Origin of the sequence: Rhodopirellula europaea 6C (assembly GCF_000338295.1) — a bacterium.
In the GTDB taxonomy this organism is placed as follows: domain Bacteria; phylum Planctomycetota; class Planctomycetia; order Pirellulales; family Pirellulaceae; genus Rhodopirellula; species Rhodopirellula europaea.
Genome location: NZ_ANMO01000208.1, coordinates 1 through 20,523 on the forward strand (window position 1 = coordinate 1; position 20,523 = coordinate 20,523).

The window sequence follows — 20,523 nt, forward strand, 5'->3', positions numbered from 1 at the left end:
AAAGACCATTGCGGAAGCCTACGGAATCGAAAAGAACGCGATCTATAACTACGAGAATTTCGACAAGATCTTAGAAGACGACCGCATTGATGTCGTCTATATCGTCTTGCCAAATTCAATGCACGCCGAATTCACAGTCCGCGCGTTGCGGGCAGGGAAGCATGTGCTGTGCGAGAAGCCGATGGCGGTGTCCATCGAAGAGTGTCAGCGAATGATTTCCGCGGCCGAGGAGGCAAAACGCAAGTTGATGATCGCCTACCGACTGCACTACGAACCACTGAATCGCAAAGTCATGCAGATGTGCGATGAAAAACGGTTTGGTGAGATCAAGACGTTTGACGGTAGTTTCAGTATCAACGTCGAGGCCCCAAACATTCGATTGGCCGCGGAACTAGGTGGCGGGCCGGTCGGCGATGTGGGCGTCTATCCGATCAACGCGGCTCGTTATGTCACCGGTGAAGAACCTGTCGAGGCGTTTGCTCAGGCACACCAGCCCACCGACGATCCACGGTTTCGCGAAGTGCCTGAAAGCGTTTCTTGCGTGCTGCGGTTTCCCTCCGGCGTTCTAGCCAACATCAGTTGCGGATTCGGCACTCATCGCAATGACTTCTACCGCGTCGCATGCACCGATGGTTTGATCGAGCTGACGCCGGCATTCAGCTACAACGGCCAACGATTGATGACACATCAAAAGAGCAATGCGGATTCGCATTCTGTGGTGACCCATCATGAGATCGCCGAGGTCAATCATTTCGCGTCGGAGATGGATCATTTCTCACGAGATATCTTGGAGGATCGAAAGCCGCGAACGCCGGGGGAAGAAGGTCTAGCCGACATGCGAGTGTTGGCCGCGATGGCCCAATCCATCCGCGACGGCCGAGCGGTTCGATTGAACGAGTAGCGTGACTCACGGGGCGCAACGTTCTGAGGTAGCGAAGTCGCCAAGAGTATCGGCTTCTACTGGCAAGTCGAAACTCTCTACCGCTATCGCTAAGGCGACGAAACGCCGGCGATAGGTGCGTCGGGTACGCGTGTTCGCGATGGACATCCGTGCGTAAGATTCCTCCGCTCACCTTGTCCTCGATACCATCAAGTGACGCTGCCGTGTCGCCCGTCGCCCCTACACGGCATGCCGTTCTGCCTTGGACCAGAAGTCGGCACTCGCTGCCGACTGCGGATCCTCATCCCAAAGGCTCTAGATCTTTGGGCCAGCTTTGGCGGCTTCGATCGCCTTGTCGAGAGACTCTTTCGCGTAGTGCTCGGTCATCTGCCTCTTGGAGTGCCCGAGTAGAGCTTGGGCTCCTTCGATCCCGAGTGCTTCCCGGATCACAGTCGCGGCGGTGTGCCGGAGTTGATACGGCGTCCAGTGTTCCGCCCCGGCCTTTTTGGCTGCACGGACAATTGCTCGGCGGTAGGAGTCCTTGTCGAACTTCGGGGAGTACTGACGGGATGTCGATTCACCCGCACGGGTGCGTTTGTTGTAGCCGGGGCGATCGCCTTGGTTGGCTGGTGTTTTTCGCTTGGCGGATTTTTGTTCCTGATACCAACGAGCGGATTCCTCCGGTTTGAAACAATATTCCGTTGGCTCCCGATTCAGGTAGGGCTCAAGAGCCTCTTGGGCGTCACCGACGATTGGCACCTGTTTCTTCTTGCCGTGCCGTTTCGTTTTGTGTTCATTCGGACGGTACACCCACACACCGTCCGCTCGTTTGTCGATGTCGATTGGACGCATCCGGAGCACTTCGCTGGGTCGCATGCCGGTTGCTGCCTGGATCCGCACCATGGTTTTGAGGACAGGGGAAAGGTGCTTGGCGGTCTGCCGTACAGCCTCAATCCCCACCGGTTCTCGGTCGGTGGATTCATTCGCCACGGTCTCGCCTTCTCGCAGCGAGTCCAGCGCCTTCAGTGCCGTCCAGATTTCAACTGGAACCAGCTCTCTCGCGACGGCACGTTTGAAAACTTGCACGATGATTTGAACTTGCTGGTTGATGTAGTGGCGTGTGTTGTGCCGGCCACGGCGGTTCTTGGTGGCCACGAGCAAGTCACGTATTTCGGAGAGCCGTCTTGGCCCGAATTCGACCGCCGGCAGGTCTCCGTATTCGTAATCGAGAAGGTCGCAGAGGCTTTCATGTTTTGAGTAATCCCCTGGCGACTTGGCGTATTTAACCTTCGCAAACTCGAGGTAGTCTGCGGTGACGCAGCACACCGTGATGGTTGCGTCCTCGCTCGGATGGGTCGAGCTGTCCTCGGGCATCTTGCAGCCGTCATTTTGGTACTCCTTGCAGAGAGCGAAGTACCGGGCGTGACTCTCGGGCGAGTCGTAGGTGCCGAGGTAGAAGTACCGTCCATCGAGATAGACGCGGGCTTGGCCCGAGACGTGGTAGTGGTACTTGGGGAGCTTTGCTTTTTGTCTTGGCATGCGATTCAGTTCCAATCGTTTGCGGTACGCTGTACCGTAAATGCTGAAAGTGAGTCGCGCAGCCTGACTGAGCTGGTAACGCCTGAGCGGCGTTTCGATCGGTGATTTACGAGGTATTCGGCAAGCTGCCGAAATGGGCGATACAGAATTCGAATCTGTGGCCTCTGCCGTGTGAAAGCAAAGGCGACGGATCCGAAATACCGCAAAACGCCGGGCGAAACGATGCGGAAACGGAGGCGATGCACCAATGGATGCACCAGATCGCAATAACGCATGAACAAACCCAGTGTGCAGTCCTGCTTTGCCTGGTCATTGAAACGCTCGGAGACGATGCCCTCGATCGGGTTGCCAATGCAATTCGCCAGCGAGCCGCATTGGCGACGGCGGACGGCCAACAACGCCAGTAGCAGTCAATCCGCAGTGGGTGCGTCTACATGCCTGGATTGCAGATACGTGTGAGTTCAGGTTTCGACCAATCATTCGAAGAACCCAAACGCGAAGATCCACCGCCTGTCGGAAAGGGTTCGGCCCGATGCCAAGCAGCTCGACTCTTTCCGGTTTTTGGCAAATCAGTTGACCGCGTCGCCAGGCTGGTCTCAAGCGGCGACTCTGGATGAGCACTCAGGACGATTGCGGCAAGACCGCAGTCAACAAGGCGGCTGGCTTGCTTGCTTGAGCAACCAGTTCCGGCAAAGCCGTCGTCTTCAGCTATCAAGCTGTTGAACGCGGGATCGAAGGGCATCACGACACACTCTGGAATGCGAAACGTTACCACGCGGCCGAAGCGTGAGATTGCTGGGGAAGCCGGGGACTGGAAAGATTTACCACCTGAACACTGACCAACTGACCGAGATAATCGTGTTCGCTTCGAAGCCAGGACCCGTGTACGTGAAAACACTCGTCCCTCTGAATCAAGAGCCAAGCATCAGAATCCAGATGCCGGTGCGATGAAGGCCAAGGCGACGAAGAGGCACGCAAGCGTGCAGTGATCTCAGATGCGAGCCAGACTAGCGACGGAGCGGTCGATGCATGGCAGTCGCTCGTCAACGCACGCAGCCCCATGCTAGAGGCGGTCAACGCGATCCAACACGACCTGGAAACGTGATTGCAAAAAGAACCAACACGAAAAATTCTTGCCCCATGACCGTGCCCTCAGTTCCTCTGGGGACTTAGTGGTCCGCCATGCGAATATTCATCGGAAGAAGAACAAGGATCAAGTATCACCAACGAAATGCCCGCGGAGGACAGATCCCTCGCGGACGTTTCGCAATCAGTGATCCCAATTCTCGCTTAATGACAAATGCATCAAATGATCAACCACAGTCGCATTGGGCGTCTAGCTGCTTCGCCCCGTAAGGTCGCGTTGCTCGTCAGAGAGTTCTTCGGCTGTGTTGATTTTCGATGGGGCCACGCCAAAATTCACGAGAGAGGTCAGGCCCTCACAGAGTTCCATTCAGCATCCCAGGGTGCTTACCTGCCGTTTCACGGTTTGGTAAGGTTTGCACTGCTGGTCGGGGCGGTAATTTCGCAAGGGAATGGGTCAATGGAAAAGCTCGACAACTATCTCACCATCAAGAACGCGGCCGCGTTCTTGGGAGTATCTCAGAATACGGTTCGCAATTGGGGCCGGGCCGGAAAAATTCCAATGCACCGCAATCCGGTCAACGGCTACCGGCTATTCAAACAATCGGATCTTGAGCAACTGCTGAATGAGGCCGAGAAATCCCGCACGGTACCACGGAAGGCGAGATAGCGTGATCGGAATCGCTGAAAATGACGCGACAGCCGCGCCGACAGGGCTGGAAAGATTCGGGTTCGCGATGAACGCGGGCGGGCCTCACCTTGCGCGGTCGATGATGCTTAGTGACCTAGTTACGCTGCTCAGTGACAACCGATTGGAGCAGTCGCGTTCAAAGTTGCTGGATGCGATCGAAGATGAGAATGTCCTGGGGAAACGGACCACTAGATCGCGAAAGCTTGCTGCGCGGCACATGGGTGCACTCTACGGCCTCGACCTCGATGTCCCGCTTTATCGCGATTTTGTCTATCTATGGCAGCGTGATCCGGACGGACGTCCACTCTTGGCATTTCTCGTCGCCTACGCCCGAGATGCGGTGCTTCGGACCAACACGCAGTTCGTTCTTGGATTGAAAGAGAACGCACCGTTCATTCGTGAAGAGTTAGAAGCCTTCATCGACGCTCAGGACCCCGGTCGATTTAGCGCCGCCACACTCAAGTCGACTGCGCAAAATCTGGCCACGACTTGGACCCACGCTGGTCACTTGAAAGGACGCGTCAAGAAAGTACGGCAGCGTGTGCGTCCGACTCCTGGTGCAGTGTCGCTTGCACTGCTGCTGGGTTTCGTCACCGGGGATCGGGGGCCACTTCTTTTTGAATCTTCCTACATGAAACTCTTGGACTGTTCGCCTGCCGCCGGGATGGAGTTAGCCGAGCTGGCGGCCGTGAAAGGCTGGATTCAATTCAAACGCGTCGGAAATGTCGTTGAGGTGTTGTTCCCGCGTCTTTTGACTGAGCAAGAGAGGGAGTGGGTCACCACGCGTCAAGACCGAATCATCGACCTACACGGCCAAGTACCGCGACGGGGAAGGTATCATTCGAGAAGTCGCGACCGGTTGCCGCGACAAGCAAGCCGCACAAAAGAAGCTTAATGACTTGCTTTCAGAAGCAGACAAAGTGCGGGTTGGTTCACTGACCACAACTGATCTTGAAATCGGCGACCACAACAAGACGCCGCTTGCCAATCATGTCGCCGAGTACATCGCTGACTTGAAAACACGCGGTGTTAACGCGGACCGGATCAAGACGAGTGAAACGCGATTGAACGCGGCATGCAACGGTTGTGGATTCCGCTGGCTGCGTGATCTGAAGGCGGAAACGAGCGCTGATTTACAAGACGCTGATCTTGACCGGATTGCGAACCAACGAGCTACGGACGTTGCGAGTTGGTGACTTATCGTTCGGCGAAGTCCCGTTTTTGGTTCTGCGATCTTGCAACGAAAAGAACCGCAAAGGTTCGACGGTTCCGTTGAAAGGCGACCTCGCTGCCGACTTGAAGGGATGGTGCGACGGGCTGTCAGCAGACGATCCCGTGTTCAAGGTCCCCACCGGTTTGCTTCGGATCCTGAACCGGGATCTCGAGGCCGCTGGTATCGAAAAGGTTGATTCACAAGACGGTCGGATCCACTTGCATGCCATGCGTCATTCGACAGGGACCCATCTTTCGGCTGCAGGGGTTTCTCCCCGCACAGCGCAAGCCGTGATGCGTCACAGTGACATTGCATTGACGATGAACACCTACACCGATGAACGGATCCTGGAGACGTCGGCGGCGGTGGAACAGTTGCCAACGTTGCGAGTTGGCGCCGATGCACCAATGGATGCACCAACTCCAGTCCAGATGGGACAAGATTGTCCATCCCTGACCGATTCCAATGCAAAGCCAGCAGACGGTCAGGACACGAAAAAACCCAGCAATCCTTTAGAAATGCTGGGTTTTTGGGAATGGGCGATACAGAATTCGAATCTGTGGCCTCTGCCGTGTGAAAGCAGGGAACGTTTGGAAAATAGCGCCCCGTTTTACGGCCTCTGCGTACTATCCAAGGAGTCATGCAACTAAACCCTGCGCCTTTATGGAGAACGCAATGCCTCGCCCCAACAAAATCTGGTATCGCAAAGACCGCAAAACCTACTATGTCCGCATCGGCGGAAAGCTACACAACCTTGGCAAAGACAAGAAAGAAGCTCAGACAGCATTCCATGAGCTTATGAGCAAACGCGAGGAACCAGAACCGAAAAAGCAGGTCGAGAAGCTCACTGCCGCCGCATTGATGGATGCGTTTTTACTATGGGTGAAGGAAAACCGAGCCGAGCCCACCTTTGAAAAGCATGCTCGCCACCTGCAAGCCTTTCTTGATTCACTCAGTGACCAGACGATTGCCGCCGAGGACGTGCGGCCTCACCATGTAGATGGACTTATCTCTGGAAAGGATTGGGCCAACAACTACAAACGAACGATTGCAGGCTCTGTCACGGCGGCGTTTAACTGGGGCGTAAAGCGAGGCTATCTTGACCGCACGCCCATTAGGTGCTTGGACGTGCCACCGTCAGAGCGGCGTGAAGAGTATCCCTCACAGGCAGAGTTTGACAAAATGCTTGGCAAGACAACCGAGCCGTTTAAATCGCTGCTGGTGTTTGTTAGCGAGACAGGAGCAAGGCCGCAGGAGGTGAGGGCCATGCAGCCGCGTCACTACATTGATGGAAAAATACAATTTCCGGTGAAAGAGTCCAAAGGCAAGAAGCATGCCAGAGTGATTTACCTGACGGACAAAGCCAGAGAGATTGTGGAAAAGCGGCTAAAAGGTGAATACATCTTCACCAACCGCAGCGGGCGATCATGGACAAAGGACGCGATTAACTGCCGCATGAGGCGGATCAGTGAAAAGGTGGGCAAGCACTACTGCCTGTATTCGGTGCGTCACCTGACAGCGACAAGATGGCTAGAGGCGGGGATGGATCACCTCACCGTAGCCAAACTGCTTAGCCACCGCTCAACCGCGATGCTCAGCCTCGTCTATAGCCACATTGGCGAGAAAACAGATTTCTTGCAGCAACAGATTAACCGGATGGTAGAATAAAAACGCGGCATCCGTGCCGCATTTCAGCCCTAGCTTTTGAGCCTGAGAAACTGCAAAGCTGGGGTTTTCGTTTGGGGCTTCCTAGCTGGCTGCTGGGGAGCCTCGTTTTTTGCGCTTTGTAGGTAGCGCTCTAGTTGCTCGCTGCTGATGCGGATAGCTGAGCCAAGGCGGAAGTGTTCCATGGTGCCAGTGGCGCAGAGCCGATAAACAAACCGAGTGGACACGCCTAGCCTGAGCGCAGCTTGCCCTACCGTAAACATTAGCGATGCTTGTGGCCGAAGAAGTGACCCAGAACCATAAGCAAGCCATGGACGGCCACATGCTGCCAAACATGCTTATTCCGATGGCTTGAATGATGCTGAGCAGCAGGTGTTGAAGCTTCTTCTTCGCGGCGCGGTGAACGAAGGGAGGCATTCGGAAAAAGATGCTCATAATGCTCCTCCGCCAAGTCAGCGAGTTCTTCAAAATCCTCGTCATCACCATTGCTTAGGGCGCATTTCCGGAGGCTATCGTGGGTCTCGACAGCATGCATTGCGCAGTAGATACGCAGCTCGCTCCAGCCAGCGACATACCCATACTCAGCAATAAAACTAGTGTTAGGATGTAAATTGGACATCAGTTTTCCTTTTGGAAAGTAGGTAAAGAACGCTTCAGTAATTCGAGTTCGAGACGCATGCACTCACCTTGCGAGAGCAGCGCCATGAACATAGGAAAAAACAGCCATAAGCAAGCAACAATCAGCAGCCATAAGCCCAAGCCCACAGTGGCGTAAGCGTGAGCCACCAGCAAAGGCAAGATGAAATAAAACTTGCCCAGCATCACGCGGGAGAGAAAACGCTCAAACGGCAATATGAGCAGCTCCCCAGCCCCAGCCTCTAGCCTTTTGATCTCCGCGAGCGCCCCATGCCAACGAAGCAGGCATGGCAGGGTGATTAACGCAAATACAACAGGCGACAGTAGTAGTAAAAGCTCAATCATGATGTTGCTGCCTCCGCTCCACGAGAAAGCCGAGCAGCGCGAGATTTGCAGACGCTGTGAATATTCCAAAAGCGGGTGGTGATAATCGGAATCGCAAGGCCGGGCGTAAGCGCTACAAACACAAACATCACCCGCACCGCATCGGGGTTGCGGTTCGAGTCGGACAGCAGGCCCAGAAGCATGAGCCAGAACGCGCCATAAGTTATGGACATGGCGTGGTTCCAAACCCACTCAAACGGCCCAGCGTAGACCTCATTCTTGCATCCGTGTTCTATGAGCCACTGTTCATACGGCGCAAGCAAGCGGTAAATCTCGTACCACTTTGCCAGCCAGCGGAGGTGCATCACCAGCCCCACCGCTCCAAAGAGCATGCATAGGTTAAAGACTACGTCATTCATCTTTCCATCTCCTGAGAAACTTCGGGTTGGTACAAGTCACGCTGGTACATTTCCAAGGGTGACATTCCTTGCTTATCAGCAAAGACTTCCTGCGGGGTTGGCTCCCCTAAAGCCCCCGGCTCTGGCGTAATCGGGATTGAATCCGGAAACGCCTTAAGCGCGTGGCTTAGCTCGTCTAGCCCCATGCGGCCCATTGCCGCCAGTTGCCCTGAGCCAATTTTGCTACTGCTCATTTGCTGTATTTCTCCATGGTTCGCATCATGTATTCCTGCTCAGCCAGTGCATCATTCATCTGGACTGCGCGGCGGCGGTCTCGCTCGTCAATCATCCATGCGCGAACAATGCCCGCGAATGCTGATAGAGCGAGGAAACAACCAAAGTAAAAATCAAGAGTGGTGGCGATGAGAACGCCAAGCCCGATTCCCAGAAAAGTCTCTATCGATTGATTAGTAGAGGCTTCAAAGGGAAAGGGGCTGGAGCCAATGCACATCGTGTGCACGTGCTCCTTGCGGCTCCACGTTGCAACCAGGTGATAGAGCCACAACAGCGGCAACATCACCAAGGCAAGGTGAAACATCCAATCGCCGGGCTGCCCAGTCATGGCCAGCAAGCCAAGCCAGCAAAGTCCCGTGTCAACCATGTAGACGCGAGTGCCTACGGTGCCACGCTTCTTGATACACAGCGCCCAAAACACGCCGAGTATCGAGACTGCCAAATGGAAAACGCCAGTGACAAACGCTGCCACGTCCTTTCCAGAAGCAAACTCTTTGTGGTCGTGATTATGCATCACGGCTTCTTCTCCTGTCTGTGAGTGACAAACTCATGGCCATCAGTTCCACGATGAATGATGGCATCGACATATCCACGGTTCGCAGGGCCTCCAGTGCGAAGCGAGAGGAAGGAAGCAGGCGGCACTTTAAAATGCCACTGCTGGTTAAACGAGACGTTGGGGGACTTGCCTACGCCAAAGAAGTCGTACCACTCTGGCGGCTCATCCTGAGAGGCAACACCGCCGCCATAGAACATCACACGCTCTTGTCCAATGACGTTGGAATTAAACTCATTGGTCAGGTGGCAATTGTTGTTGCACATGACCTTGCTCACATGCAGGCCATAGAGCGCTTCGCTCTGGTTTTGCGCAGCCAGATCACCACCCATGGCGGCTTTTAGCACTGGCAATGTTTGAACAGCGCTAATACCAATAAATTCCTGCGAGCGGCCCACGCTTTGAACGCGAATATCACGCTCGGCATGGGCAAGCTGGTGGTATTCATCTCGCACCAGAACAAACGGCCTACGCCATTTAGTGCGGCGTAAGACGGCCTCCATGCACAGCCAGCTAGCAAGCAGGTTCAGAGCCAGCCCGCCAGTGCTGTAGGTCAACGTATCGAGCGCCAAGATGGTGTGACGCTCTAGCATTTGCTCTGGCGTGATGGTGGAGCGCCCGCTGGTAATCTCCTTGATGCCCGGCTCTAGGAAAGGAGCAATTGCGGTAAGCGCCCCGGTGCGAAACGCACCATTGGCTTTCTCGCCAACGCAAGCAAAACGCTTCAAGAAAAAGTCAGCGATAACTTTGGCCCTTTCCGGGTTGATGGTGAAGGCTCGCTCCAAGAGCTGACCCAGCGGGGTAGAGCGTAGCGACTCAGAGGAAGCCTGAGCCGGGTCAGAAGGTGCGGACAAAATGATGTCATAGACATCCTGAAAACTAGCGTCCTTACCCTTGACCATGTACGCCAGCTCGATAGCGTATGCCTGTGTGTCTGCCGTGCCGGATTTCCAAAACACCTCGGTCTTTTCAGAGCTTGAGCGAGATAGAACCTCCGTCAAATCCTCCATAAAACGAGCCAGCGAGCGGGGGCTTCCCCCTTTCCGGCCAAGCTCGTAGGTAAGCGGATTAATCACAGCGTTACCCGGCTCTATGCGAAGTGGCTTGTATCGCTTCAGAAGCTCGGAATAATTATCTGCCTCATCAGGCTTGATGCAGCAGACACACACAATGCAGCCCATGGCAGCCAGCTCGATTGCGATGCGGTTAACCAATGTAGTTTTGCCAGAGCCGGGCCTCCCTGTGGCGAGAATGCCTGTTACCGCCTGCTCTATGGAAAAGAGCGGCGGGTCTTTCTTGCGCCAAAACATCAGGCGTAAATCTGCGCGATGGTTTCGGGCGTGTGAGCCGCAGCCACATGCTTTTTCAAGTCAGTGGTTAGCTCGCGGATTACCTCGATTAGCTCCTCGCCTGTGGTTCCCTTTGGCACATCAATGGCCACAAGGGAGTTTTTGACATGCAGGCGTAAGCGGGTAACAGGCTTGCGAGAGCCTTTCAAGTACCGCTCGAAATCACGGCGCGACCACTTTTCCTCAATGGCTTTTGTCACCATCTCGGTTTGCTCTTTCTCATCCTTAACTTGCGATACGTAGTAGGCATGTGAGCCTCCAAAGCCAGCCTCAAGGAGGCGGCGCTTGTTGGCAGGGGTGACGCATTTGTCAATGCGAAGGCATTTTGAGATTGGGCTTTGCTTAAAACCAAGCTCTTTGCCGGCGGCAGTGAGTGGCTGCCCCGTTTGCTTGGCATACTCCACGATGGCATCAGCCATTTCCACAAAAGTCATTTGCTCGCGGACGGTGTTCTCGCTGACGGCCATGCGGAGCGCTGCCCCTGCCTTTGCTTGTTTGGGCATCACAAGGGCGTTGATCCAATCCCAGCCAACACCCTTAGCCGCATGAAAACGAGTGTTCCCGTAGACAAGCCGGTATGTTTTTTCGCCGATATACTCCAGCCCGATTGGTGAAAGCTGGCCGATATTTGCCAGCGATTGCTCCATTCGGGTGATGGCATCGGGTTTGATGGCGTGGCGGGGCTGCACTCCCTCCACGATGTTGGCTAGTGGTACTTTGCCTGTCTTCAGCTCATTCATTGCTCGCTCCAAAGTGGGAAACTGGTGGACGCGGCTATGTTTTCTTTGGCTGAGCGGAGGGCAAACGGCAAAGAGCGGCTAAAACTCCGTTAAAAAGGCGGTGAAACGAATGGCCAAAATGACAACATATATTACTTTGGGTTTTTTTCGGGTTTTTGAGAAGCTATCTAGGGGCGTTTCAGAGTCGCAAAACCCAGTGAAAAACTTTTTTCTTTACCGCACAGGAACTTTACGAATAATCCGAAAAGCGGCCACGAGAAAGCAGCGGCAAAAATAAATACCGTTGGAAGGTGGACATTTAAAATTCGGGCTATTTCTATTCCCCGATATTCTCCACCTCGATGCTGGTGACATAGGTGGTGAAACCCTGCGTTTCGCACTGCGCAGCGTCATTTACGCGGATTGAGGGCTGCTCATCGATCCTTGGTGTGCAGCAGCTCGCTCACTACCTAGCCGCAGGTCTCTATCAAGTTGCGCGACGCGAGATTTGCTGCTATTGGCAAGCAAAACTTCAAGAAGGGCCGATTGACATGGAGTTCTCTCATCACTGTAAAGACCACCACATAACAGCATTGGCGGATGCAATTGTGCACTACGATTGCGTTCATGGTGACTACGAAACTGTTGAAGAGGTGGCCAGGGCTCTTGCGAAAGAAAATGCTCTATCCGTTGAAGCGAGGGCGCCTGAGAAGGGAAAAAAAGACTATCTGTATTTTCCGGTGGACTCGGCGGAGTATCGAAAGGGCGAACTAGCAATGGCCGTTAGCAGCTATCGCCACTACTCATGCGACCATGATGGCTGGGCAGGATCTGACGCAGACAAGATGACGCGAGATCTGTTTGTTCATCTCGCTGTTTCTTTGGTTGATTCGCCGGTTCTTTTCGACAAGCTGATTGAGATGCCAATCATGCAACATCCTGAGATCACCGGCAGCGATTGGCTGCTACGAGAACCAACTTATCACGTGACGCCTGAAGTCATTGAGCGAAACGATAGCAGCCGCGATAAGACCGTTTGACCCCAACGTCTCTTTTCCTTTCTTTTGCAAAGTCCAACCACGGATGTTTCGTTGGCTTTCACCGGTGGACTTACCGACTTATCCACAGCCGCCGGTGTGTTATATATGTGTTAAATATAGTGTTACGCTGTGGATAACCGCCGCCAAGTGCTTGAACGGCAAAGCAGAATTCAGAGGGCCGGTAACTAAAACCACGAAGTTTGGTAACTAAAACTAGGATTTTGGTAACTAAAACCACGAATTGAAACGCGCGGTAACTAAAACCACGAATCGCTTGACGGCGTGATTTTTCTGTGGCTTGGTGGTGTGGTAACTGAAACCACGAATCGCCATGCAGGTAACTGAAACCACGAAGCCCGATTACGGCCATTTGCTACCCGATCGTCACTCGCAGCGAGAGTTGTTCATCTGCGACGTGGCAGATGCTGTGCTCAAAGACATCATGCAGCATATGGAGCACCCCTTCTATGCGCTCAGTAAGCGGCCAGATACGGCCATACGACGCTATGAGCACAAGGGGCAGTGGTTGGAGATCACCCCGAGCGTAAAGGGCCTGGCGACGATCTACGACAAGGATATTTTGATTTACTGCATTTCGCAGATCATGGCTAAGCTGAAGCGAAATGAGCCGGTGACTCAGCATGTCCGCATTACCGCAAGGGACCTGCTTATCTTCACCAACCGTGGCACAAGCGGCCCTGAATACGACGCCTTAGAAGAAGCGATAGACCGGCTAGCGGGCACGCGTATCAGCACCAACATTCAAACCGGCCAGGGGGAAGAATATGGCAACTTCGGCTTGATTGATCGGGGGCAGGTCTACCGCAAGCCTCGCGGAGCCGATGGGCGAAAGGGTCGCCTGGTTTGGTGCGAAGTCTCGCTTTCAGACTGGGTGTTCAGAGCCATACGCGCGCAGGAGGTTCTGACGCTCCACCCTGACTATTTCAGGCTTCGCAAGCCATTGGAGAAACGCATCTACGAAGTGGCTCGCAAGCATTGCGGCCAGCAGGCCAAATGGATGATCTCCCTACCAAACCTGCTGAAGAAGACAGGAGCAAGGAGCCCTGAGAAACGCTTTCGGCAGATGATACGTGGCTTAGCAACGAGCAATCACCTGCCGGACTACGTGCTCACGCTTGATGAGGACGACATGGTGACGTTTGTGAACCGCAATACGATGAGCCCTTCGCCGGAGCTGCCGCAATCCAGACTGCATCTGAGCGAAGAAGCATACGCGAGGGCGCGTGGCATCGCCCCTGGCTGGGATGTGTATGCGATTGAGGCAGATTGGCGGAGCTGGATGGCAAGCGGGCCGGGTGAGCTGCCGCGAGACGCCGACGCGGCATTTCTAGGATTTTGCAAACACTGGGCTGAGCGTAAAAGAGACAACACAATCAAAAGATGACACTCTGCTTCATGAACGCTCTGGATCGAGAGCCAGCCTTGAGCCCCGTTCTTCGCACGGGTTACTTCAAAATCACCACCGTGGATAGAATAGCAGTCCGCATGCTTGGCTTGTTGGAGATTCTAAATTGTATTGCAAACCGCTGTTTGCACCGTAAGCGTTAGGTGTACCGTAGAGGCAATTTCCATCTTGCTGACTCGTCGCATGAAGAGAGCCAAATCCAAAAACGACTTTGCCTTTGCCTGGATGTCCATCGTCTAGTTTGGTATCGATAGCGTGCGCAACTTCAACCGTTAACCCTTTTGTCTGATCTACTGAGACACTACCATCGGTGTACAGCCTAGTGACGCCTGTCATATATATTCGGCTTCCGTCTGGGTCCACACCTGCCGTCGTCCAGTAATAGTTTTGATGGACCGAACGGAATGAACCCAATGCGGGCAAAAAGAGTTCGCTTCGAGTAGTGTTAGAAGTCGGATATCCCGTTGAAGGATTGATGGGGTTGCTTGAGTCTTGTCCAAATTTCCCATCTATTAGACCTGCCTCAGACAAATGTCTCCAGAAGGTGTAGTTTTCACCTACAGAAGTTGTACCACGCCCATTTATTTTGCCGTTACCTTGTTCCGTAGATGTTGCTAACTCAAAAAAACCAAAGCGAGCTGCCTTGCTGGGTAGCATGTCGCCCGGAAGGCTATCATATTGCATCCTGAATACATTTACAGCGAGTTCAAGCTCTGTCGTAGCACTTATCGCTCCTCTCTTCTTCGCCGCGAGTATTAGATCCTGTCCAACCAGCACGCCGCCGACGATCAGGCCGATGATAACCAAGACGATCGAAAGCTCGATGAGCGTGAAGCCTTTCTGCCGCTTCATCGCGTCTTGCTGATTGCTGATTGCTGATTGCTGATTCATGGTGCGCACCTCCATGCTCACGCTAGCAGAGAATGGTTTCAGAATGGTTAACGCCGCCATGGCTATGCGTTGTTTGCGAGCCACTGCTCCAGGGCTTGTTCGATGATGTCTTGAATGCGGCTGGGCTCCACACCCTGCAGCTGACGCTCCAAAGAAGCGCGTTTGATGGCTGAGGCCAGCTCGGGGCGGCAACGGGTGGTAAGCGGTACGCGGCCTTTAAACTGCGGCATAACTTGCTGCTGCTCGGCTTCGCTACCTCGGCTTACGGGCTGCTCTTTTTCTGCTGCGGCCTTTTCCCCGTAAACGAATTGCTTTTCGATCTCATCAACGGCGGGCGTCTCCTGAAGGCCATCCACAAGGCTTCGTCTTTGGGTCATGCCGATTTCCTTTTCTTGCGGTTGCTGATGCTGACCTGCAATTCGGCCTCGGGAAGGATCTCCGCAAATAGCTTTTTAGCCTCTACGGATGCGTCCCCTGCTCTCGCCCCCATCTGCCAGACCACCATGCCCTGCCCCGGCGCGTCAGCGTAGATCTGACGCAGCACAAGCGGCGTGGTTGCCATGGGAAGGTTGAGGGCTGCTGCCGCGTCGATCATGTCTTTGGTGAGTCGATATCGCTTGCCCACCATGCTGAGCACGATGATGGCATGCGGAAGGCCCCCGCGAATGTCCTGGGCTTGCCTGAGCACCTCGGTGGCCTTGGCTAGTGCGCGAGTTTCAAGCAAGCTCGCTTTGCATGGGACAATTGCCAGGTCCGCCCGCAGCAAAAGCGCCCTACTCGTTTCGGTTTGGCTGCCGGGGCCGTCGGCGACGACGTAGTCAACATCCTGAGCCAGAGATGGCAGTTCATTGAGGATATCATTGGGCTTTTCGAGCAGCACCGTCTTCACGTCAGGGCACGCTTCTGAAATCCACTCGCTTGAGCTGTGCTGCGTGTCGCAATCGGCAAGCAGGACGCTATGGCCCTGCTCAGAGAGCCAGGCCGCTAAATGCACGGCGGTGGTGCTTTTGCCCACTCCGCCTTTGGTGTTTGCTACTGCGATGATTTTAGCCATGTAAACTTGCCTAACAGCTTGCTTGGCAACTGGCAAGCAAAAATGCAGGGTGGCAAGCAGGCCAGCAGCCCGGCATGCATGTTTGCTTGAGTAAAAACAAGCTTGTAAGCATGTAAGCTTGCAGGCAAGCATTCTTGCAATCTTGCTTTCAGGCATGCTGTTTTGCCAGCTGGCTTTCCCGTGAAAACGGGTTGAAGGTCCTTCAAGGAAATGCCTGCCAAAATATTCACCAATTCACCGGGTCCCTTGAAGCACATAGTCAGTTAGTTGACTTTCCCCGGGAATACGCCTTTCTCAAATTCGGAACTAGCGCTGAAAGCGTTTTTGCTCTTCCATGTGGAGTGCGTTCAGGTCATTGAATTCGGAATACAGAGACGAATGGTCCGTCACTTTCACCTGCGGGCAATCTTTCGATAGCATCTCAATCAGGTCCTGCTTGGTTTGCGTGCCGGTGGCGTCGTTGTCGAGCCATAGCGAGACGCTAGTAGGGGCGAGAGCCTTAATCTGCTCAACAACAGCGGCTTTCAAAGCGGCAGAGTTCATGACAATGACGGTATCATCAGGCGCAATGGCGTGACGCTCGATAGCCGTTAGCCAATCAGTGAAGCCTTCGAATACCGACACGGTATCGCCGCCGGGATGGCGGGTGGTGATTGCCTTGCTTTGAAGGGAGCCTTTGAACTTCTCCGTCCGGATCTCAAAACCGCCCGCATCATTCTCAAAAGCGATCGCAAAATAGTTATTGCCGTCACGTTTGTAGCGAACCTCTTGCAAGTTTGCTTTTGCCACTTGCTCGCTGATGCCACGGCTTCGGAGATAGCTGAGTAGGGCGCGGGATTGAATTGGTCCGACGCTTGTGATTTCTGCGGTTGATTGCGTTTTAACCGGAGCATCCGCCTTCGCCTTGGGCAACGGGTCTGCGGCAGGCTGGCCGAGTAGGCTGCGGAGTTCGGCGAGTGCTTCCTTGACGGTGCAGCCGCCGCGAATTGCTCGCATCAAATCGATGATGTCGCCATGCTCGCCGGTTGCAAAGTCGTACCAGTAGTTATTCTCGTTGACCTTGAATGAGGGCTCCGACTCCTGCCGGAACGGACTTTGAAACCAAAGGTCTTCGCCGCGCCGGTAAGCGGGCGTATGCCCAAGGCGCTGCAGCACATCGGCCAGAGGCACTTGCTTTGCTTGCGTGATATTCATGTGATTTCTCCCTGATATCCGTATGCCACACAGCGTCTGCTGAGGCAAGTTGTTGGGGCGGCCAGGCAGCCGCCCCAGGCCGTCAGTGCTCCGAAGGCAGATAGAGCGTCCAATAGTGGCCGTCGAATCCTGCCCAGATATCAATCGAATCAAACGGAAAATCCGAGTAGTCGATTGCTTGCACGATGAATGGCTTGATACCTTTGTCAGCGACAGCATAGAGGCAAGCGGTTTGGTCATCGTCAACCTCAAGCCTCCAGAACTGAAGGGTACTCAGCCGGTCATCGCTTGCTATGGCTCGACGCATCGTCGGCCCGACGAAGTAAGATGCAATGGCATCGATAAGCCAGAAAGCATGAGCGTTTTCAGCGAGATGCCGCACGCCAGGCGTGTAGATGACGCGGGGGTTGAGTGATTGGTAGCGGATGTCGTCGCCAGTAAATTGCGCGAGATCAGATTTGGAGAAGTTGTTCATTGCTGAGTCCTTTCATTGAGTTCTGCCGCAAACCATTTGCGGCTGATGGGAGCGACTCAATGACGCCAGGGCGTAGCGGCGCAGCAGCGATCCAGTCCCGCTGAAAAGTGGGGGCGACCTTCAGGGGGAGCCGCTTTTGAGCTGGACTGGGACGCCAAGCGGCATTAGCGACAACAGCAGAAGCCGCATTGCGGAAGGAAAGAATGGAAGCAGATTAACACTTGCTTAAGGATTTGGTGCTAGTGTGAGCGTGGAGGTACGCAGTATGAATCAGCAATCAGCAATCAGCAATCAGCGAGACGCGATGAAGCGGCAGGAAGGATTCACGCTCATTGAGCTTTCCATCGTCCTGGTCATCATCGGCCTTATCGTCGGCGGTGTGCTGGTGGGGCAGGATTTGATTCGAGCGGCAGAAGACAGGCAGATTATCTCGTATAGGGATGAGTTGCTAACGGCAGTTAACACGTTCCGCCTCAAATATGGGGACCTGCCAGGTGACTTCGATAAGGCAACTCAATTCTGGGGCAGCGATATTGGCTGCCCAAATTCGCCCGACAATATTATTCCGAAACAAGCGACCTGCAATGGAAATGGTGACGGCCAAGTCGATGGAGCAATCAGACCTGGATCTTACGGGACGCCTTCTTGGCAGTATCAGGTCGAAGTATTGAAGTTCTGGCAACATCTAGCGAATGCAGAACTAATCAAGGGTCAGTATTCCGGCGCACCAGTCACTATCAACGACGAGTCGCATGTTGTAGGCATCACCGCTCCAAAACTGCCAATTTCAAAAAAAGTCGGAATAGGATTTGCCGGGCTGTGGAACATGACCTTAACCGGCACCTTCAATGGATATTTTCGCAATGTTCAATACAACAATGTCTTCTGGATCGGAAAAGAGGTAACCAATTCACGACCTGATGACCCATTCATGCTACCCGAGAGAGCCTACGGAATTGATCTAAAAATTGATGATGGGAGGCCAGGAACTGGAGCGATTAGAGTTCTTGCTCCAAATATTGCGAAAGCAATAGCCTGCGCCGACAACGCGGACGGAACAATAGCCCAATACTCTCTTTCAAACACGTCCCGGGAACGCTGTACACTTATCTTCAATGAAAAGTTTTGAATTGGCAGCAATCACACTTCAGCACATATACGCATTTGAACTTCTCGATTGAATGCATCGCACAGACTGGACAGCGAGATCAAATTGCTATGCCAATTCTCGCGGTGGTTCGGCTCGCTCTCTTCCGCCCTCGGCAGCGCGTATAGCCTCGGCAGTTGCCGCATGGCCATGTAGCTCTGCCGCACGCCGCACTCTGGGCAGGAGGATGCTTCGCTCGTGGTAGCCGATTCTGCCGCTGTCGATCATGAGTTGAGCGGCCTGGGTGTGACCTGCCGATGCGGCTTCATGCAGCGAGGTGTAGCCGGTATTGTTCGTAGCAGTAACGCTCGCGCCAGCTTTGAGCAACGCATTGATCATCGGGATATCGCCCCTGCGAGCTGCGATATGCAATGGTTGATCGCCCTGGGGCGTTGCCTTGTTTATGTCCGCCCCTGATTCGATTAGCTCAATGGAAAGATATTGAAAGCCTTTTGTGACCGCCCAGTGCAGCGGCGTTTTGCCTGCAACATTCACTGCGTTTGGATCGGCACCCTTCGATAGGAGTAAGCCAGCAAAACCGATATCGCCACAACGGCAGCAGCGATGAAGGAGCGTGTCCCCACTTTGATTGACGATCGCCCGGACGTTTGCGCCGAATTTGATGAGCTGCCGGCCGAACTCAAGCTGTCCGTATCGCTGGGCAGTTTCGAGAGCTGAATCACCATTTATATCGCGAGCCCCTAGGCTTGCGCCGCAGATCAGCGCTTTGTCAAACCCTGAAACATCGCCGTGTTTAATTGCCTCAATTAGGGCAAAATCTGGTTGCATGCCACCTCGCCAGAAGGCGGCTTAAACCAAACAACAATTTGCTGCAAGCATTTGTTGAGTTGAGGCGAAATGCATCGTCGCGAGGCAACTCTGCTGGTTAACCTTTTCTAAAGGAATTACTGATAACGTGCTTGCGGCGGAGGCAAACCATGAAGCAAGCGAGCGTATACATGCATTTAACAACGCATCCCATGCATTCTCAGCGGGGTTTCTCACTGATTCAGCTGAGCGTGATAGTGCTTGCTGCGGGCTTGGTAGCTGCAGCCGTCATCCCTAGTAAAGAAGGGGGAGATACGCCGCGTCGCTATATGCAGACCTATGAGCGAGCTAAAGCGATCGATCAAAAGTTCAAGAACATGATGCGCTCTCAAGGGCGCAGGCCGTGCCCGGCTAGCGGCGAATACTACCCCGGCAATGCGCGATTTGGGTTTGAGAATGGCTCGCGCGGCGACTGCGCCGATTCCGGCGCAACGGACGGCATTCTTACTCCGTTTGATGATACTAACGTCGTGGCAGGCACCGTGCCCGTTCATACTCTTGGCCTTTCCACTGAACACTATTTTGATGGCTGGGGGCGGCCCTTTACCTATGTGGTGGATAAGCGCGCCACCTCAAGCAGTAGCTGCGTGCAAACCACTGGCGGCGGCGATGTAAGGTGGTATGACTCCGATGGCGGCACGCTTGTTGGCCGGACCATGTATGGCCTAATCAGCCACGGGCCGGATGGTCACGGTGCCTTCCAGCCAGGCGGCAGCACCCGGGCGGATCGCATAGATACGGGCAGCACAGATGCAGGCGAGCTCAACAATGCCGGCGCTTCCGGCGCGGCCGATTTTGACCCGCCGACATTCGTCAATGAATGGGTCAAAACCGGCCCCAACTTCAGCGGCGAAGGCTATGACGATTTTGCCTGGTACAATGCCGGCCAAAAAAACAAATGCTGCATAGGCAACGCCTGCGCCAAGGCGATTGCGGCGCTGGTGCCGCCGCCTCCGCCAACACCGACAGCAGCGGTGCTCAACGGTATTACCGGCGGCGACTTTTCCGGCAGAGCTATCAGCAGCGGCGACTTTAATGGTGATGGGGTAGATGATGTGCTGATTGGTGCCTACCGGGCAGATCCCAATGGAGGTGACTCCGGTGAAACCTACATCATCTACGGC

General features: G+C 54.2%; 24 protein-coding genes. 9 read left to right on the forward strand and 15 right to left on the reverse strand.

Features of this window, described 5'->3' with window-relative positions:
• A partial coding sequence (locus tag RE6C_RS20940; RefSeq protein WP_039962856.1) for a Gfo/Idh/MocA family protein occupies window positions 1-901 on the forward strand: 901 nt, incomplete at its 5' end.
• 294 nt (window positions 902-1,195) lie between these two features.
• On the opposite strand, the gene RE6C_RS20945 is transcribed toward RE6C_RS20940, so the two are convergent.
• Window positions 1,196-2,434 (reverse strand): tyrosine-type recombinase/integrase, encoded by a 1,239-nt coding sequence (locus RE6C_RS20945; RefSeq protein ID WP_008659826.1) that lies wholly within the window; start codon window positions 2,432-2,434, stop codon window positions 1,196-1,198.
• 1,294 nt (window positions 2,435-3,728) lie between these two features.
• Between RE6C_RS20945 and RE6C_RS33030 the strand changes: the two genes are divergently transcribed.
• From RE6C_RS33030 to RE6C_RS20980, 4 genes are all read left to right on the forward strand, one after another.
• Complete coding sequence (locus RE6C_RS33030; RefSeq protein WP_236618391.1) at window positions 3,729-4,172, forward strand: MerR family transcriptional regulator; 444 nt, start codon at window positions 3,729-3,731, stop codon at window positions 4,170-4,172.
• Between the two features lies 1 nt (window position 4,173).
• Entirely contained in the window at window positions 4,174-5,088 is a 915-nt protein-coding gene (locus tag RE6C_RS33035; protein WP_008659837.1) for a hypothetical protein, read from the forward strand.
• 254 nt (window positions 5,089-5,342) lie between these two features.
• Window positions 5,343-6,056, forward strand: a complete 714-nt coding sequence (locus RE6C_RS33040) for a tyrosine-type recombinase/integrase (RefSeq protein WP_236618392.1) — start codon at window positions 5,343-5,345, stop codon at window positions 6,054-6,056.
• Window positions 6,057-6,081: 25 nt separating this feature from the next.
• On the forward strand, window positions 6,082-7,074 hold the full coding sequence (locus tag RE6C_RS20980; protein WP_160167234.1) for a tyrosine-type recombinase/integrase: 993 nt from the start codon (window positions 6,082-6,084) through the stop codon (window positions 7,072-7,074).
• 29 nt (window positions 7,075-7,103) lie between these two features.
• Here RE6C_RS20980 and RE6C_RS33605 read toward each other — a convergent pair whose 3' ends face one another.
• From RE6C_RS33605 to RE6C_RS21020, 8 genes are read right to left on the reverse strand one after another with little or no spacing between them, the layout of a single operon-like run.
• A complete protein-coding gene (locus RE6C_RS33605; protein WP_039962859.1) occupies window positions 7,104-7,334 on the reverse strand; it encodes a helix-turn-helix domain-containing protein in 231 nt (76 codons plus the stop codon).
• On the reverse strand, window positions 7,334-7,690 hold the full coding sequence (locus RE6C_RS20990) for a hypothetical protein (protein WP_039962861.1): 357 nt from the start codon (window positions 7,688-7,690) through the stop codon (window positions 7,334-7,336). Before RE6C_RS20990 ends, RE6C_RS33605 begins: the two co-directional genes overlap by 1 nt.
• A complete protein-coding gene (locus tag RE6C_RS20995; RefSeq protein WP_039962863.1) occupies window positions 7,690-8,052 on the reverse strand; it encodes a hypothetical protein in 363 nt (120 codons plus the stop codon). Before RE6C_RS20995 ends, RE6C_RS20990 begins: the two co-directional genes overlap by 1 nt.
• Window positions 8,049-8,450: a hypothetical protein gene (locus RE6C_RS21000; RefSeq protein WP_039962866.1), complete on the reverse strand. Its 402-nt coding sequence runs from the start codon at window positions 8,448-8,450 to the stop codon at window positions 8,049-8,051. Before RE6C_RS21000 ends, RE6C_RS20995 begins: the two co-directional genes overlap by 4 nt.
• A complete protein-coding gene (locus RE6C_RS21005) occupies window positions 8,447-8,683 on the reverse strand; it encodes a hypothetical protein (RefSeq protein WP_144054845.1) in 237 nt (78 codons plus the stop codon). Before RE6C_RS21005 ends, RE6C_RS21000 begins: the two co-directional genes overlap by 4 nt.
• Entirely contained in the window at window positions 8,680-9,237 is a 558-nt protein-coding gene (locus tag RE6C_RS21010; RefSeq protein ID WP_039962870.1) for a hypothetical protein, read from the reverse strand. The genes RE6C_RS21005 and RE6C_RS21010 overlap by 4 nt, the downstream gene beginning before the upstream one ends.
• Window positions 9,237-10,586 (reverse strand): type IV secretory system conjugative DNA transfer family protein, encoded by a 1,350-nt coding sequence (locus tag RE6C_RS21015; RefSeq protein WP_008659848.1) that lies wholly within the window; start codon window positions 10,584-10,586, stop codon window positions 9,237-9,239. The genes RE6C_RS21010 and RE6C_RS21015 overlap by 1 nt, the downstream gene beginning before the upstream one ends.
• Entirely contained in the window at window positions 10,586-11,365 is a 780-nt protein-coding gene (locus tag RE6C_RS21020; protein WP_008659850.1) for a ParB/RepB/Spo0J family partition protein, read from the reverse strand. The genes RE6C_RS21015 and RE6C_RS21020 overlap by 1 nt, the downstream gene beginning before the upstream one ends.
• Window positions 11,366-11,793: 428 nt before the next feature.
• On the opposite strand from RE6C_RS21020, the gene RE6C_RS21025 reads away from it, so the two are divergent.
• Together RE6C_RS21025 and RE6C_RS21030 are read left to right on the forward strand one after the other, a co-directional pair.
• Window positions 11,794-12,384, forward strand: coding sequence for a hypothetical protein (locus RE6C_RS21025; RefSeq protein ID WP_039962872.1), 591 nt, complete (start codon window positions 11,794-11,796; stop codon window positions 12,382-12,384).
• A 331-nt stretch (window positions 12,385-12,715) separates the two neighbouring features.
• A complete protein-coding gene (locus RE6C_RS21030) occupies window positions 12,716-13,789 on the forward strand; it encodes a replication initiator protein A (protein WP_008659854.1) in 1,074 nt (357 codons plus the stop codon).
• Between the two features lie 72 nt (window positions 13,790-13,861).
• Here RE6C_RS21030 and RE6C_RS29585 read toward each other — a convergent pair whose 3' ends face one another.
• The 5 genes from RE6C_RS29585 to RE6C_RS21055 all read right to left on the reverse strand — a co-directional run bounded on the left by RE6C_RS29585 (window position 13,862) and on the right by RE6C_RS21055 (window position 17,424).
• Window positions 13,862-14,701, reverse strand: a complete 840-nt coding sequence (locus RE6C_RS29585; RefSeq protein ID WP_160167236.1) for a type II secretion system protein — start codon at window positions 14,699-14,701, stop codon at window positions 13,862-13,864.
• Window positions 14,702-14,763: 62 nt separating this feature from the next.
• The gene (locus RE6C_RS21040) at window positions 14,764-15,078 is read right to left on the reverse strand and encodes a hypothetical protein (RefSeq protein ID WP_039962874.1); all 315 of its coding nucleotides are present in this window, start codon (window positions 15,076-15,078) and stop codon (window positions 14,764-14,766) included.
• Window positions 15,075-15,911: an AAA family ATPase gene (locus RE6C_RS21045; protein WP_008659859.1), complete on the reverse strand. Its 837-nt coding sequence runs from the start codon at window positions 15,909-15,911 to the stop codon at window positions 15,075-15,077. The genes RE6C_RS21040 and RE6C_RS21045 overlap by 4 nt, the downstream gene beginning before the upstream one ends.
• Window positions 15,912-16,061: 150 nt before the next feature.
• Window positions 16,062-16,949: a toprim domain-containing protein gene (locus RE6C_RS21050; RefSeq protein ID WP_008659860.1), complete on the reverse strand. Its 888-nt coding sequence runs from the start codon at window positions 16,947-16,949 to the stop codon at window positions 16,062-16,064.
• Window positions 16,950-17,031: 82 nt separating this feature from the next.
• The gene (locus RE6C_RS21055; RefSeq protein ID WP_008659862.1) at window positions 17,032-17,424 is read right to left on the reverse strand and encodes a DUF6876 family protein; all 393 of its coding nucleotides are present in this window, start codon (window positions 17,422-17,424) and stop codon (window positions 17,032-17,034) included.
• Between the two features lie 265 nt (window positions 17,425-17,689).
• On the opposite strand from RE6C_RS21055, the gene RE6C_RS29590 reads away from it, so the two are divergent.
• The gene (locus tag RE6C_RS29590) at window positions 17,690-18,553 is read left to right on the forward strand and encodes a type II secretion system protein (protein ID WP_008659864.1); all 864 of its coding nucleotides are present in this window, start codon (window positions 17,690-17,692) and stop codon (window positions 18,551-18,553) included.
• An 87-nt stretch (window positions 18,554-18,640) separates the two neighbouring features.
• On the opposite strand, the gene RE6C_RS21065 is transcribed toward RE6C_RS29590, so the two are convergent.
• Complete coding sequence (locus RE6C_RS21065; RefSeq protein ID WP_052035020.1) at window positions 18,641-19,360, reverse strand: ankyrin repeat domain-containing protein; 720 nt, start codon at window positions 19,358-19,360, stop codon at window positions 18,641-18,643.
• A gap of 170 nt (window positions 19,361-19,530) precedes the next feature.
• On the opposite strand from RE6C_RS21065, the gene RE6C_RS32525 reads away from it, so the two are divergent.
• The coding region (locus tag RE6C_RS32525; protein ID WP_201766885.1) for an FG-GAP repeat protein at window positions 19,531-20,523 on the forward strand (993 nt) is incomplete at its 3' end.

Bases quoted from the DNA above. Each gene is read 5' to 3' on its own strand.
- RE6C_RS33030 (WP_236618391.1), top strand. From the start codon at position 3,729: ATGATCAACCACAGTCGCATTGGGCGTCTAGCTGCTTCGCCCCGTAAG.
- RE6C_RS20980 (WP_160167234.1), top strand. From the start codon at position 6,082: ATGCCTCGCCCCAACAAAATCTGGTATCGCAAAGACCGCAAAACCTAC.
- RE6C_RS33605 (WP_039962859.1), bottom strand. From the start codon at position 7,334: ATGTTTACGGTAGGGCAAGCTGCGCTCAGGCTAGGCGTGTCCACTCGG.
- RE6C_RS20990 (WP_039962861.1), bottom strand. From the start codon at position 7,690: ATGTCCAATTTACATCCTAACACTAGTTTTATTGCTGAGTATGGGTAT.
- RE6C_RS20995 (WP_039962863.1), bottom strand. From the start codon at position 8,052: ATGATTGAGCTTTTACTACTACTGTCGCCTGTTGTATTTGCGTTAATC.
- RE6C_RS21000 (WP_039962866.1), bottom strand. From the start codon at position 8,450: ATGAATGACGTAGTCTTTAACCTATGCATGCTCTTTGGAGCGGTGGGG.
- RE6C_RS21005 (WP_144054845.1), bottom strand. From the start codon at position 8,683: ATGAGCAGTAGCAAAATTGGCTCAGGGCAACTGGCGGCAATGGGCCGC.
- RE6C_RS21010 (WP_039962870.1), bottom strand. From the start codon at position 9,237: ATGCATAATCACGACCACAAAGAGTTTGCTTCTGGAAAGGACGTGGCA.
- RE6C_RS21015 (WP_008659848.1), bottom strand. From the start codon at position 10,586: ATGTTTTGGCGCAAGAAAGACCCGCCGCTCTTTTCCATAGAGCAGGCG.
- RE6C_RS21020 (WP_008659850.1), bottom strand. From the start codon at position 11,365: ATGAATGAGCTGAAGACAGGCAAAGTACCACTAGCCAACATCGTGGAG.
- RE6C_RS21030 (WP_008659854.1), top strand. From the start codon at position 12,716: ATGCAGGTAACTGAAACCACGAAGCCCGATTACGGCCATTTGCTACCC.
- RE6C_RS29585 (WP_160167236.1), bottom strand. From the start codon at position 14,701: ATGAATCAGCAATCAGCAATCAGCAATCAGCAAGACGCGATGAAGCGG.
- RE6C_RS21040 (WP_039962874.1), bottom strand. From the start codon at position 15,078: ATGACCCAAAGACGAAGCCTTGTGGATGGCCTTCAGGAGACGCCCGCC.
- RE6C_RS21045 (WP_008659859.1), bottom strand. From the start codon at position 15,911: ATGCCTGAAAGCAAGATTGCAAGAATGCTTGCCTGCAAGCTTACATGC.
- RE6C_RS21050 (WP_008659860.1), bottom strand. From the start codon at position 16,949: ATGAATATCACGCAAGCAAAGCAAGTGCCTCTGGCCGATGTGCTGCAG.
- RE6C_RS21055 (WP_008659862.1), bottom strand. From the start codon at position 17,424: ATGAACAACTTCTCCAAATCTGATCTCGCGCAATTTACTGGCGACGAC.
- RE6C_RS29590 (WP_008659864.1), top strand. From the start codon at position 17,690: ATGAATCAGCAATCAGCAATCAGCAATCAGCGAGACGCGATGAAGCGG.
- RE6C_RS21065 (WP_052035020.1), bottom strand. From the start codon at position 19,360: ATGCAACCAGATTTTGCCCTAATTGAGGCAATTAAACACGGCGATGTT.